This window comes from Pseudomonas sp. ef1, from assembly GCF_007293365.2.
In the GTDB taxonomy this organism is placed as follows: domain Bacteria; phylum Pseudomonadota; class Gammaproteobacteria; order Pseudomonadales; family Pseudomonadaceae; genus Aquipseudomonas; species Aquipseudomonas siliginis.
The window spans coordinates 2,888,387-2,901,834 of the sequence record NZ_CM129815.1; the positions used below are offsets into that span (position 1 = coordinate 2,888,387).

Sequence of the window (13,448 nt, forward strand, 5' to 3'; positions counted from 1 at the left end):
TCACTTGAGCAGCTCCCGGCACACAGGTTTGTCGTGGGGTACGCCGAGCAGTTCGCAAATTGTGCCGCAGATCTCGGTCTGCGTCGGCGTGGCGTCAGGGTTGAGGCTGAACGCCTCGCCGAGGACGAACAGCGGCACCTGACGTTCTTCCGCCAGCAGGCCGTTGTGCGAACGATCGTTGTTCATGCCGTGGTCGGCGGTCACCAGCACCTGGTAACCAGCGTCGAGCCAGCTCTGCAGATAGTCGGCGAGGATGACGTCAGCCGAGCGCGCGCTGTTGCGGTATTGCGAGCTGTCGAGGCCGTGCTTGTGCCCGGCGTCGTCGATATTCATCGGGTGGATCAGGAGGAAATCCGGTGCATGACGCAGGCGCAGGTTCTCCGCGTCGGCGAACAGGTGCGAATCCGGATAATGGTCGTTCCAGTAGAAATGCCCGTGCTGGATCGGCAATGTCGGATCGTCGGTGTGGCGGTCGCGCGCAGCCACGAACGGTGAGCGGTTATACAACTCGCTGACCCAGTGATACGCCGCAGCGGCGGTTTTCAATCCGGCATCACGGGCGTAGTGATAGATGCTGCGCTGGTTGGACAAGCGCGAGACATTGTTGTGGACGATGCCGCTGTCGATCGGCGGCACGCCGGTGAGGATACATTCGTAAAGCGGTCGGGACAGGGCGGGCAGTTCGCACTCCAGTTGATAGAGCGCGGCGCGTCCTGCGCCAACATAAGCCTGCAGATGCCCCATGGCGTGACACGCAACCTCGTAGTTGAGGCCGTCGAGCACGACAAGGATGACGTTGTGCTTCATAGGGGCAAGAACTCCGAAAACAAATCTGGAACCAATCTGTGTAGGAGCTGCCGGAGGCTGCGATCTTTCGATGTTGCTTTTAAAGGGCAAGATCAAAAGATCGCAGCCTTCGGCAGCTCCTACAGATGAAGGATTACTTCATCTCTACGATGACTTCCTCGTTCCACTGCTGCGGCAGGGCTTTGGAGGTCTTCTCCCACGCGTCGGCATCCTTGACCGGCGTGACGTTCTTGTACTGCTCGTTCGGCAGCAGTTTGGCTTTCACGTCTTCCGGCAATTGCAGGTGTTCGGCGCGGATCGGCCGGGCGTTGCCGCGGGCGAGGTTGGTCTGGCCGGCGTCGCTGAAGATGTATTCGCGCGTCAGCTTGGCGGCATTGGGGTTTTTCGCGTACTTGTTGATGATCGTGGTGTAGCCGGAAATCACCGAGCCGTCGGATGGAATCAGCACTACGTAATCATCCGGGTTGGCCATCTTGGCTTTGTAGCTCAGGCCATTGAAGTCCCAGACCACGCCGACTTCAATCTCGCCTTTCTCCATGGTGGCGATGGTCGGATTGGCCATCGACAGACGGCCCTGTTTGGCGAGGTCGGCGAACAGCAGCAAGGCAGGCTTGATGTTCTTCTCGTCACCGCCGTTGGCCAGTGCTGCGGCGAGAACACCGTTGGCGGCCTGGGCAGCGGTGCTCACGTCACCGATGGAAACCTTGTATTTGCCGGTTTTCAGGTCAGCCCATTTGGTCGGCACGTCGGAGCCGTTCAGCAGCTTCTTGTTGACGATGAAGGCGATGGTGCCGGTGTAGGCCAGTGCCCAGTTGCCGTCCTTGTCCTTGGCCCAGTCCGGAATCTGATCCCAGGTGCTTGGCTTGTACGGTTGCACCACGCCTTGCTTGACCGCGATCGGGCCGAAGGCAGCACCGACGTCGCCGATGTCGGCGGTGGCGTTGTCTTTTTCAGCGGCGAACTTGGCGATTTCCTGAGCCGAACTCATGTCGGTGTCGATGTGTTTCAAGCCGTAATTCGCAGCCAGATCATCCCAGGTGCCTTTCCAGTTGGCCCAGTTGTCGGGCATGCCGACGCTATTGACGGCGCCTTCCGCTTTCGCAGCGGCTTCGAGGGTTTTCAGATCGGTGTCGGCCGCCATGGCGGCGCTGCACATTGCAATGGTCGAGCCTAACAGTGTTGCCAGGAAAAGCTGTTTCATTCCGAAGCTCCTTGGTCGTGTTCAACGCTGCGATTGCGGTTGGGTTGGTCTAGGTCAGCAATACCTGAGCCAATTTAGGCGGGCTGGATGACATTTTGATGTCGATGGCCTTGTGGCTGATCTTTTCTCCGCCCGGGATTGGCCGTTGCCAAACAAGCGTAGACCATGACGCAGGCCCGATACGCAAGGGACTTGGCCGATGTATTGCAAGCCGTGAAAACGACCGTTGGGTAGTTTTGTCATCTGTCGGTCATCTGCACTGCCTAGGCTTGCAACACACGAAAGCGCTCTGAGCAGCGCCCGGATTTGCCCTGAAACAGTGCTGGTCTAGTCCAGATAGGTAACGTTGATGCGCGATGAGGCAACGAAAGCGGTGACAGCGATTGGCCAGGTGCTGCAGGAGCAGATCGATCATGGTTTGCTGGCGGCCGGGAGCAAGTTGCCCGCTGAACGCAAGCTCAGCGAGTTGTTCGGGACGACGCGGATCACTGTGCGTGAAGCGCTGTTGCAATTGGAGGCGCAAGGGCAGATTTATCGTGAGGAGCGGCGCGGCTGGTTCGTGTCGCCGCCGCGTCTGGCGTACAACCTGATGCAGCGCAGTCATTTTCACGCGATGGTCAGTGCGCAGGGGCGTGAGCCGTCGACCGAGGTGATTTCGGCGCGGTTGCAGCCGGCTTCGGCGGCGGTGTGTGCGTGGTTGCAGCTGCCGGCGTTGTCGAGCGTGATCCAGATTTGCCGCTCGCGGCGCATTGATGGGCGACTGGTGTTGTATGTCGAGCACTACCTGAATCCGCAGTTTTTTCCGGGGATTCTTGAGTTTGATCTGAATCAGTCGATCACTGAGTTGTATGCGCGGCATTTCGATTTGCACTATGGGCGGGTGCGGTTTGAGATTGTGCCTACGTCTTTATCTGTCGATGCGGCGGCGGCTTTGCGGGTGTCGGTGGGGAGTCCGGGATTGAGGATTGCTCGGGTCAATTATGATCAGCATGGGCGGCTGATTGATTGTGATCTGGAGTTTTGGCGGCATGATGCGATTCACGTAGGGGTTGATGTGGTTTGATCTTTTTTGACCTTGGCGGCCTTTGGGCCGACCAGGTTTTGGGGGTTTGGGTGAATATCCGTTGCTGCGGTAACGGCTTCTTATGGTTCCGCCCTTACGGCGGGTCACTTTTTCAAACGCCAAAAAGTAACCAAAAGGCTGCGCCCTGACGTTCGGCCCGCTCGCTGGGGCTCGGGGTTCCTTCGCTGCGGGATCGATCCTGGCGCAGCGGCTCCGGTTTGCTTCGCTGCACCTACACTCGCTGTGTACGACTGCGTCGTACGGTCGCTGCGCTCCCACGCCCGGATCAATCCCTCCACTCAGCCTGCCGACGGGCTCCGAGATCAAGATCAAAAGCGGTGCTCGAGCTAACGCTCATCGTGTGTAGGAGCTGCCGAAGGCTGCGATCTTTTGTTTTTGCTTTCGCTTTTCTGTGGGAAGCGAGCCTGCTCGCGAAGGCGGCCTGTCAGCCGACCAATCTCTGTCGGATGTACTTGATCCCTGTGGGAGCGAGCCTGCTCGCGAAAGCGCCCCCACAGTCAACCCCTCTCTACTTGCCCACCGCCGCATTCCCATACAGATAATCCGTCGCCAACGACGCCAATGTTCTCACCCCAACCACCAGCGCCGACTCATCCACAAAGAACCCCGGATTGTGATTCGGCGCGGCTTTGCTCATGTCCTGGTCCCTCGGGGTCACTCCAAGAAACACAAACAATCCCGGCGCTTCCTTGGCGAAGAACGAGAAATCTTCCGCCCCACCCACCAGCGGTCCCTGCACCACGTCATCCTTGGCCGCCCACTTCAACGTCGGCAGCATTTTCTCGGTCAGTGCCGGGTTGTTAATGGTCGGGTCGTATTTTTCGATGATGGTGACGTCGGCTTTCGCGCCGCCGCTTTCGGCGATTTTCTCGATGGTCTGGCGTACGTCGCTGTGCAGTTTCTGGCGGATGCCGTAGTCGTAGGAGCGGATGGTGCCGGTCATGTCGAGTGATTCGGGGATGATGTTGTAGCGGGTGCCGCCGTTGATGGTGCCGATGCTGACCACCGACGGGTAAGAGGAAATGTCGGTGCGGCGGCTCACCACGGTTTGCAGGCCGACGATGGTTTGCGCGCCGACGGTGATCGGATCGATGCCGTCCCAGGGGCGGCCGGCGTGGGTTTGTTTGCCGTGGATCTTGATGCGCAGGTCGTCGGAGCTGGCCAGGGTCGGGCCGGGGCGGTAGGCGATCTGGCCGGCGGGGACGCCGGCCCAGACGTGCAGCCCGAACACTGCGTCTGGTTTCGGCGATTTCATTACGCCTTCCTCGACCATCATCTTCGCGCCCCAGGTGTTTTTGCCGTCGGGAATGAAGTCGCTCGGGCCTTCTTCGGCGGGCTGGAAGTAGAACACCACGGTGCCGGGCAGGGTGTCGCGCATGCCCGTCAGAATTTTCGCTGCGCTGAGCAGGATTGCGGTGTGGGCGTCGTGGCCGCAGGCGTGCATGACGTCGACTTCCTTGTCGAGATACGTGCCTTTGGCTTTCGAAGCGAACGGCAAGTCGGAGACTTCCTTGACCGGCAGCGCGTCCATGTCGGCGCGCAGGGCGACGGTCGGGCCGGGCAGGGCGCCTTTGAGAATGGCGACAACGCCGGTGCGGGCGACGCCGGTTTTCACTTCCAGGCCCATGGCTTGCAGCTGTTTGGCGACCAGTTCAGCGGTGCGTTTTTCAGTGTTGCCAAGTTCTGGATGAGCGTGAAGGTCGCGGCGGGTTTCCAGCAGCTCCGGCTCGAGCTTCTGCGCCTGCTCGGCGATGCGCGTGCGGGCGCTGTCCATCGTCGCGGCACTGGCGTGGCTGGCGACCAGGGTGAGCAAAAGGGTCTGGGCAATGCGCGTCAGTTGCATGGGCTTCTCCTTGATTATTGTTGTTGGCTTCCTTGCCTGTGACAAAGGCTTTGCACGCAAGTGCGATCGGGTCCGGAAAGCGCTATGCGCTCCGACAGATTTACGTTTGAGCATAATTTATCAGCGAAAACTCCTACCGCTTTATCAGTTCCGTCCGGCGTGACAGATAAAACGCGGGCGATAACCATGTACCGCACCGCACAACATCTATTTCCATAAATTTCTCCAGGTGCCGGTCACGTTATTGGCTGTTTGAGGGTAACGGGTCAGTGCGACAAAACTATTGTCCATGGAGGACTTATAAATGCAGCGTAATGGAATAACGCTTCCGCCGATTGTTGTGCGTCCGGATAAACAAGATGAATATTTACATTATTTAGGTGCAGGGGACGGCTCGGGACCAGGCATTAACTTTGCGCCGTTGGGTGAAATACTCGATATGGAAAGTATCTATAAAGATACTTCCAGGAATATTGCTCAGGTCATTGAAAATGAACTGGCAGAAGCGCGGGCAGCAGGTGATCAAAGTGTCTTGCCGCCTTTGGATGCGCTGGCGCGGGAGATGCAATTCAGGGATTCCCTGATCGCCAGGAAGTTTGGTGCGCTTTTGGTGGCCAAGGACGTGGCCATCGAACGTTTCGGCCACGCCCAGGTTGAAACCTTTTTCAACGGAGGCCGCTTACCGCAAGTCAATCGGCGAAGCGCCAGCGTCAGCGTACGGCAGGCTTATAGCGCTCTGTTCAACGCCAAGTTACTGGTTGAAGGCATTGGCGTGTTGAACAGCCAGTCGGCCACGGTCAAGGGCATGATTGCCGTGGTGCAAGCGCAGGAAGCCGAGCGGATCGCTCAGGAGCAGGCGCGGTTGGCGGCGGAATACGCCAGGCAGGTTGCACAGGAACAGGCCCGCGTCGCTCAGGAGCAGGCGCGGCGGCAGGCGGAGGAGCTGGCGCGGCAGGCCGCGGCCGATGAAATCAGGCGGCTCGAAGAGGAACAGGCCCGTTTGGCGGCTGAGGCACTAGAGCGCAAGCGTGCCGAGGAACAGGCAGCGCTTGAGGCTGAAGCCGAAGCACGCAGGGTTGCTGAGGAAAAGCGCCGGCAGGACACCTCCGGTGGGCACAGTAGCCTGTTGCGCTTTCAGGGCAATACCAGCCACGCCCAACTGGTATTTGCGACGTCCGCGGGTGCGGTCGCGATTGCCGACAACCTGATGGCGGGTTTTGCCGCTTCGATTCGCGCGGCGGTGGCCGGTTTATCGGAGGTGGCTGCCGGCGCGGCGTCCGGTCTGATGGTAGGGGTAAGTGCGTTTGTCTACTCCCCGGTGTTGGGCAATGGGGAATTGCCTGAACGCTTTCTGCTCAGCCTCCCACTGGCAGATCTGCTGCCCGGTCAACTGCCTGATCTGGACAGGCTGGCAAGCGAAAGAGCACGACTGAATCTGCCGGTACGTTTGAGCGCCCGGCCACTGACGGGATCTCTCGCCGAGTTGCTTGTCGTTCCGGTAGCGGGGACAAAACGGCCTTCCGGCGTTCGCGTGGTTGCAGCTGGTTTCAACGCAGGGAACAACACTTACAGCGCGACGCTCACTGACATCCCGCCGACAACCGCGGTCTGGACACCCACAGTAACGCCGGCAGACAGTTCAACGCTATTCCCCATCGAGAATCCGTCCCCACCGCGATATATCGGCGGCAACCTCGTGCCGATTGAAGGACGGATCGACGCTCACCCAGGGCGGGGCAGCATTCGTTTCGACGACTTCATTCTGGTCTTCCCGTCGGAATCGGGCCTGCCACCGCAGTACGTCATGTTCCGGGATCGACGCAATGATCCAGGGGTGGCGAGTGGTCATGGAGCGCCGGTTGCGGGTGGATGGCTAGGGGCTGCTGCGCAGGGTGATGGGGCGCCAATCCCATCGCACATTGCTGATCAGTTACGGGGTCGTCAGTTCAACAGTTTCAGAGCATTCAGAGAAACATTCTGGAAAGCTGTTTTCAATGACGAAAAACTGGCTGGCTTATTTAATGAAACAAGTTTGAACGAAATGAAAAAGGGCAAAGCCCCAATAGTTAGAATGAACGACTCAGCAGGAGCAAGAGTGAAATACGAACTGCATCATAAGGTCGGCTTGGCCGAGGGAGGGGATTTATATAATGCTGACAACATAAATATCGTTACCCCGAAAGCGCATGTTGAAATTCATAAAGGGCTTTGATATGAGGTCGATACAGGATATGAGAGAGGAAGATTTTCTTGAGTTTGTCAGGAAAATATATGATTCCGGGTTTACAACAGAGAAGCAACAAATTGCTGCCATTCTTGAGTTCTCTCGGCTAGTTGAACATCCATCTGGTTACGATTTGATTTACTACCCGGAGGAAGGTAAGGATGGGCCTGAAAATGTTGTCTTGGAGGTAAAAAACTGGCGTTCCGCTAATGGTAAACCCGGTTTCAAAGATAAATAAAAGCTACCCCCTATTGGTATTACCTGCCAATAGGGGGCCATCTCTGTTCAGCTTTCCTTTTTGATTTCCACCCCAGGCGTAATCACCTGCACACTCATCCTTGGCGTCGCCAGATCCAGCCCCGCCTCATCCAGTTGCCTTTTCAGCGACAAATTGAACGCCCGGGAAACTTCCCACTGCTTGATCGGCGCAGTCTTGAACCGTGCGCGCAAAATCGCGCTGCCGGACTCGAAACTTTCCACACCCTGAATCTCCAGCGGCGACCAAATATTGCGGCGCTGCAGCGGGTCGCTGCGCATCTTCTGGCCGACGTCGCGCATCAGTTTGATCGCGTCGTCGATTTCCATGTTGTATGGCACGGCGACGCGGAAGATGGCGTAGCCGAATTCCCGCGAGTAGTTCTTGATGCTTTTGATTTCGCTGAACGGGATGGTGTGGACGATGCCGTCGATGTCGCGCAGGCGTACGGTACGGATGGTCAGACCTTCGACGGTGCCGAGGTGGCCGCCAACGTCGACGTAGTCGTCGATGGCCAGCGAGTCTTCGATGATGATGAACAGGCCGGTGATCAGGTCAGCGACGAGCGACTGCGCGCCGAAGCCGATGGCCAGACCGATCACGCCGGCACCGGCCAGCAGCGGTGTGACGTTCATGCCCATGTTCGCCAACGCGACGATCAGCGCGATGATGAAAATCGCCACGAACAGCACGTTGCGGATCAGCGGCATCATCGTCTGCGCCCGTGCATTCGCCAGGCCTTTGCGCGAGCGGGTGAGGGCGTGGTGCACGGCGGTGTCGGCGAGGATCCAGATCAGCCAGGAGAAAATCAGCGTGCCGATCAGGCTGAACAGTTTGACGCTGATGTCATGGCCATCGCCTTCGGCGAACGCGATCAGCGAATGGCCCCAGACGCGCAGGCCCAGTTCGATGAAGATCAGCCACACCAGCAAATGCGTCAGGGTGTAGAAGAAGTTTTTCAGTCGCTCCGAATACAGCGCATGGCGTTTCGGCCCGCGCTGCGGTTTCAGCGAATGGCGGCGCACGAGGCCGTTGATCACCATGCACAACACCAGCAGCACCGTGCAGATCAGCGACTGGCGCAGCGCGGTGCTGGTGTCGCCGGCGGAGACAAACGTGGCGAACAGCGAGATGCCGACCAACACCAGTGCCGGCACGTACCAGAAAGTGCCGAGGATTTCGATGGTATCGCTGAGGGCGCGGCGGGTCAGGCGGCGTGACAGCGGTTGGTTGCGGATCAGGTGCGCGATCGGTCGGCGGAATCGCAGGATGAACAGGCCGGTCGACAGCGCCGCAAGTACATTGGCAGTGGTCGCGGCGGTGTGCGCCAGATGTACGCCCAGGCTCTCGACCAAGCGCGGATCACTCAGCGCTTCACCGAACGCGGCGAAGCTGCCGATCAGCCACAGCGGCCGAAACGCTTGATGACGCAGGATGTACAGCGCGCGATGGCGATGCGGGCCGTCGAGCAGGGAGAAGGCGATCACGCAGATCGCCGAGAAACAGGTGCCGACGACCAAGGCATAGGCCAGCACCATCGCCAGGCTTTTGCCCAGCGAAGACGGCAGCACGTAGCTCATGTACACCGTCATCACCAATGCGATCAGCCACGGCCCGAGCTTGCGCAGGGCAAAGCGCAGCATGTCGAGGGCCTTGGGGTGTTGCGGCAGTTCTTCGGTGAGGCCGAAGCGCAGACGCACGCGGTGGCTGAGCCAGATCAGCGCGGCGGCGAGCAGGCTCCAGACCATCAGGATCACTGCGAAACCGAAGATGATCGGCAGCCATTCATTGGCCGGCAACAGCTTGCTGGTCAGTTCGTCCTTGGCCAGATCGAATTCGTTGGACCAGCGGGTGAGCGGGCTGTCGGCGCCGGAAAACTGTTTTTCGAAGCTGGCGAGGGTGCCGCCGATCAGGCCCAGCACGCCTTCTTCGGGGGTGGCTTGAGCTTTCTTCGTAGCGTCGCGCAGCTTCTTCAGATCGCTGAGCAACTGCGCGCGTTGCTTGTCGTTTTCCAGCGACTTGATCACTTCGTCCAGCGACTGGCCAAGGGGTTCTACGGCTTCAGGCTGCGGCTTGGAAGTGTTGAGCAGGCCGGGCAGACCGACCGCTTGGGCGGGCGCCAGCGGCAGCAGCGTCATCAGGCAGACAAGCAGCAGACCGGGCAAAGCAAAAAGACGAGCGAACACCAGAAGACAACCTCGCGATAGGCGGATGCGCTGGAGTGTACGAGGCCCTTTGGCTCAATGCGAGCCGGGCGCGGTCATTCGTTGAGTTTGGCGAGGATCTTGTAGACCACCGTGGCGAGGATCATCAGCATGCCGATCCACATGGCGAACACCCCGGCGTTCTTGTCGCGGAAGTTGAAGCCGATGGCCAGCAGGATCATTCCGCTGAGGATGGGAATGAGCATGGCGTGGAAGGAGGACATCGAGATCATGAAGACTGCCTTGTCTGTGGGGGATGTTTGCAGTCTAGGCGGGTTTTCGAGGCGGGGTGTGATGTGGCTCAGGAATGCATCAGGCCGGGAGGATTCTGCTGTCTGCACAGGCGATTTCGCGAGCAGGCTCGCTCCCACAGGTGAATGGCATTCCATTGTGGGAGCGAGCCTGCTCGCGAAGCTTGTCAGCCGTTACGGCAATTCACGGCTGGCATAGAACGCACTGAGCACTTTCACCAGATGCGCCAGGTCATGGCTGCCGCACAGCTCGCGAATCGAATGCATGGCGAAGGTCGGCAGGCCGATGTCGACGGTGCGCACGCCCAGATGGCTGGCGGTGATCGGGCCGATGGTCGAGCCGCAGCCCATGTCGCTGCGCACCACGAAGCTTTGCACCGGGACTTCTTCGGCCATGCACAGGTGGCGGAAGAAACCGGCGGTTTCGCTGTTGGTGGCGTAGCGCTGGTTGCTGTTGACCTTGATCACCGGGCCGGCGTTGAGTTTCGGGCCGTGGTTGGCGTCGTGCTTGTCCGCGTAGTTGGGATGCACGCCGTGGGCGTTGTCGGCGGAGACCAGCAGGGATTTCTGAATAGTGCGCACGAACTCGTCGCCTTCTGGCAGCAGGCGGCGCAGAGTCTGTTCGAGCATCGGGCCGTCGGCACCGCACGCCGAGCACGAGCCGACTTCTTCGTGGTCGTTACAGACCAGCACGCAGGTCTCGTCGGTTTCGGCGGTGAGCAACGCTTGCAGGCCGGCGTAGCACGACAGCAGGTTGTCCAGACGCGCACCGGCAATGAAATCGCCGTTCAGGCCGATCACCGCAGCGCTTTGCGTGTCGTAAAAACTCAGCTCGTAATCCAGGACCACGTCGGCGTTCAAACCGTGTTCGCGGGCCAGTTGGTCGGTGAGCACGGCGCGGAAATCGACGCGCTCGTCACCGGCGAACTGGGCGAGGATCGGCGGCAGTTCGGTCTGCGCGTTGATCGCCCAGCCCTGGTTGGCTTCACGGTTGAGGTGAATGGCCAGGTTGGGAATGATCGCGATCGGCGCCTTGAAGTCGATCAACTGGCTCTCGACCCTGCCGTCACGGCGGAAGGTCACGCGGCCGGCCAGCGACAGATCGCGGTCGAACCATGGCGCCAGCAGCGCGCCGCCGTAGACTTCGACGCCCAGTTGCCAGAAGCCCTGACGTTGCAGTTCCGGTTGCGGCTTGACCCGCAGACACGGGCTGTCGGTGTGAGCGCCGACCAGACGGATACCGTCGTGCAGTGGCGAGTTGCGGCCCATTTTGATCGCGACGATCGAGGAGTCGTTACGGGTGACGTAATAGCGGCCGTTGGCCTCGGTGGACCATGGCTCGCGCTCGTCGAGGCGCACATAACCGGCGGCCTCCAGACGCTGAACGAGGCTGGCGGTGGCGTGGAACGGGGTAGGGGAGGCCTTGAGAAAGTCGATCAGGCCCTGGTTCAACTCTGCGCGCATAAGAAACTCCAGACAGCAATGGGCGGCAGTTTAACGCATCACTCAGCGCCATTGGGCAAGTGGTTTGCGCAAGCACGCTCAGGAGTGCTGATCGATGCGCTTGCGCAGGTAGGCAATGATGGCTTGTTGATCATCCTTTCTGGCGGGTTTCGGCAGGTGCTTCGGCCAGCCCTTGCCGCTGCCGAAGAAGGCCTTTTGCGTGACGCTGTCCCAGCGCAGGATTTCCCGCGACGCCGATTCCCACCATTCGTGACGGCAGATCTCGTAATACGGGTGGGCAGGTGCAGCACTGCCGAACAACAACGCCCGGCCGACTTTCTTCATGCCGCCGCGCTTTTTGCGCAGCTTCCACTTGATGCGCAGGCGCTCCCAGGTTGAGGGAACGGGTTTGCTGCGCGGAACCTCGTTGCACAGCTCTGGCAGTTCGGGGTGGAAGGCCTCGCCGTAACGGGCGAAAAAATGTTTCTGCATGGCGTGGAAGAAGTTCTTGTCGGCGAAGTAGTGATAGATGAATTTCTTCGCTTCCTGGATCGGCTGGTCGCGCATGGCAAACGACAGTGCAATCTGTTCGATCGTATGGATGTCGAACGGGTCCTGCGTCCACTCATCGATCAGCCGGATCGATTTCTCCAGCAGCGCTGCATCGCCATCGGTGACGCCGCACAAGCCGCTGTTGTAGAGCTTGAAGCTGTTCGTCGACGAGATGCCGTGGACTTGCAGGCAGCGCGCGAGTTTTTCGTAGTCCGCACGGTTACAGACGTAACTCCAGTCATATTCGAAGCGGTCCATCACGTAACGGCCGGGCGTGATCATGCTGAACAGCCGGTGCGGCGAACCGAGAAACAGCGTGTCGGTGTCGACAAACAGGGTTTTTTCGGCAAGCGTCAGGCCCAGTGCAATGGCGCACGCTTTGCGGCGGTGGTGGTAGCCGTTCTCGCCCTGCCACTGGATCAGGGTCTGCTCGCTCAAAGGGACGGTATCGACCGGCCAGCCGGCATAGTCCTGCGGACGATCGGTCAGCACTCGGATGAACAACGATTCATCTGGCTGCAGTTGTGCAAGGGCGGTGAGGATGCTGAATTTCGCCTCGCGCCGATAAACGTCTTTGTCGCCATAGATCAGGTAGAGCAGCTGGTGCGGTACTTTTTCCAGGGGGGAAGGCTTCGCGCATAAGCGGCTCCATACGGCGGGGGGCGCGAGTTTACCGTATTGCTCCGCTGATTTGCAGGCCGGACACTTGCTTCAAAGTGTTGCCAGGGAGGGCGTCAACCGGTGATCAATCTGCCAGAGAGGAAGACTTCACGGCGTTGCTTGCGACCGACGTATTCATGTTTGCTCAACTGATAGACAGCCTCGAACCTGTCTCTCGATAAGCCAGGCAGTGCACTGAGGTATTGACCTACCAGGCGATCGTAGGCGGCTTCGGTGATGAATTTGTAGATATCCCGACGATAGAAGAAGCCGAGTTGAAAACCGAGGGTTTCACTTGCGTGCGCGGTCGGGCCTGCGAAGCAGTTTTCAAAGTCGATGGCTTTGAGTGGCCTGTGCGTTTGCTCGGGCACCATGATGTTGCCCACCCAGAAATCCATGTGGGTGATGTTCTTGCTGGCGAGCGAGCTGAGCAGTTGAAAAGCGTCGAGGATAAAGGCTTCGATGTTTTCGGGATTGCGTCTGATGCACTCGGCCCCATCAATATGGCCTTCGAGCAGGTGAGTCAGCAGGAAGAACTCCTCGGTCAGGCCGAGTCTGCTGCGGGTATAGCCATAGCCCTTCAGTGGAGGCATCTCCACGCCCCGGCGCTGAGCTTCGAGGGAATTCATCAGTTCTTCGAGCGGCCAGTCGAAGCGCCCGTTGCGTTGCGGTTTGTTCAGGCTCACCCGCACCTTTGCCTTGAACGTGTCCAATGGCTGGACCTTGGCAAAAAGTGGTGTTTCACAGGACGACAACGGTGCGCTGGCCCGGGTCAGTTTGTGCGCGCGGCGTTTTTTAATGAGCTGCTCCAGGGCCTGGCGTGCCTGGATGCTGGGTGCTTCGCTCAAGTGCAGGGTCGTGTTACCGAATGCGTAGACGATCGGGTATTCGGATTGAAGTGTTTTGCTGCAGAACACGGGAAA

11 protein-coding genes are annotated in these 13,448 nt (G+C 59.3%); 3 read left to right on the forward strand and 8 right to left on the reverse strand.

The features are described from left to right. Together FEE99_RS13190 and FEE99_RS13195 are read right to left on the reverse strand one after the other, a co-directional pair. Nucleotides 1–807 (reverse strand): alkaline phosphatase family protein, encoded by an 807-nt coding sequence (locus FEE99_RS13190; RefSeq protein WP_041479302.1) that lies wholly within the window; start codon nucleotides 805–807, stop codon nucleotides 1–3. Between the two features lie 133 nt (nucleotides 808–940). Continuing rightward, nucleotides 941–2,008 (reverse strand): ABC transporter substrate-binding protein, encoded by a 1,068-nt coding sequence (locus FEE99_RS13195; protein ID WP_041479304.1) that lies wholly within the window; start codon nucleotides 2,006–2,008, stop codon nucleotides 941–943. Nucleotides 2,009–2,357: 349 nt separating this feature from the next. Here FEE99_RS13195 and phnR point away from each other — a divergent pair, with 349 nt between their 5' ends. Then, nucleotides 2,358–3,071: a phosphonate utilization transcriptional regulator PhnR gene (gene phnR, locus FEE99_RS13200; RefSeq protein WP_016773745.1), complete on the forward strand. Its 714-nt coding sequence runs from the start codon at nucleotides 2,358–2,360 to the stop codon at nucleotides 3,069–3,071. 529 nt (nucleotides 3,072–3,600) lie between these two features. Here the strand turns inward: phnR and FEE99_RS13205 are convergent. Then, entirely contained in the window at nucleotides 3,601–4,935 is a 1,335-nt protein-coding gene (locus FEE99_RS13205; protein WP_041479306.1) for an amidohydrolase, read from the reverse strand. A gap of 304 nt (nucleotides 4,936–5,239) precedes the next feature. Between FEE99_RS13205 and FEE99_RS13210 the strand changes: the two genes are divergently transcribed. Together FEE99_RS13210 and FEE99_RS13215 are read left to right on the forward strand one after the other, a co-directional pair. Beyond that, nucleotides 5,240–7,147, forward strand: a complete 1,908-nt coding sequence (locus FEE99_RS13210; RefSeq protein ID WP_052392189.1) for an S-type pyocin domain-containing protein — start codon at nucleotides 5,240–5,242, stop codon at nucleotides 7,145–7,147. Next, nucleotides 7,122–7,397, forward strand: a complete 276-nt coding sequence (locus tag FEE99_RS13215; protein ID WP_290127533.1) for a bacteriocin immunity protein — start codon at nucleotides 7,122–7,124, stop codon at nucleotides 7,395–7,397. Before FEE99_RS13210 ends, FEE99_RS13215 begins: the two co-directional genes overlap by 26 nt. Nucleotides 7,398–7,444: 47 nt before the next feature. Here FEE99_RS13215 and FEE99_RS13220 read toward each other — a convergent pair whose 3' ends face one another. From FEE99_RS13220 to FEE99_RS13240, 5 genes are all read right to left on the reverse strand, one after another. Then, on the reverse strand, nucleotides 7,445–9,601 hold the full coding sequence (locus FEE99_RS13220; RefSeq protein WP_041479310.1) for a mechanosensitive ion channel family protein: 2,157 nt from the start codon (nucleotides 9,599–9,601) through the stop codon (nucleotides 7,445–7,447). Between the two features lie 74 nt (nucleotides 9,602–9,675). Further along, nucleotides 9,676–9,852, reverse strand: a complete 177-nt coding sequence (locus tag FEE99_RS13225) for a hypothetical protein (protein ID WP_016773747.1) — start codon at nucleotides 9,850–9,852, stop codon at nucleotides 9,676–9,678. A 192-nt stretch (nucleotides 9,853–10,044) separates the two neighbouring features. After that, nucleotides 10,045–11,334, reverse strand: a complete 1,290-nt coding sequence (locus FEE99_RS13230) for a M18 family aminopeptidase (protein ID WP_041479312.1) — start codon at nucleotides 11,332–11,334, stop codon at nucleotides 10,045–10,047. A gap of 78 nt (nucleotides 11,335–11,412) precedes the next feature. After that, complete coding sequence (locus tag FEE99_RS13235; protein ID WP_447121768.1) at nucleotides 11,413–12,486, reverse strand: hypothetical protein; 1,074 nt, start codon at nucleotides 12,484–12,486, stop codon at nucleotides 11,413–11,415. A 113-nt stretch (nucleotides 12,487–12,599) separates the two neighbouring features. Next, on the reverse strand, nucleotides 12,600–13,442 hold the full coding sequence (locus tag FEE99_RS13240; RefSeq protein WP_041479315.1) for a hypothetical protein: 843 nt from the start codon (nucleotides 13,440–13,442) through the stop codon (nucleotides 12,600–12,602). Nucleotides 13,443–13,448 lie beyond the last annotated feature (6 nt).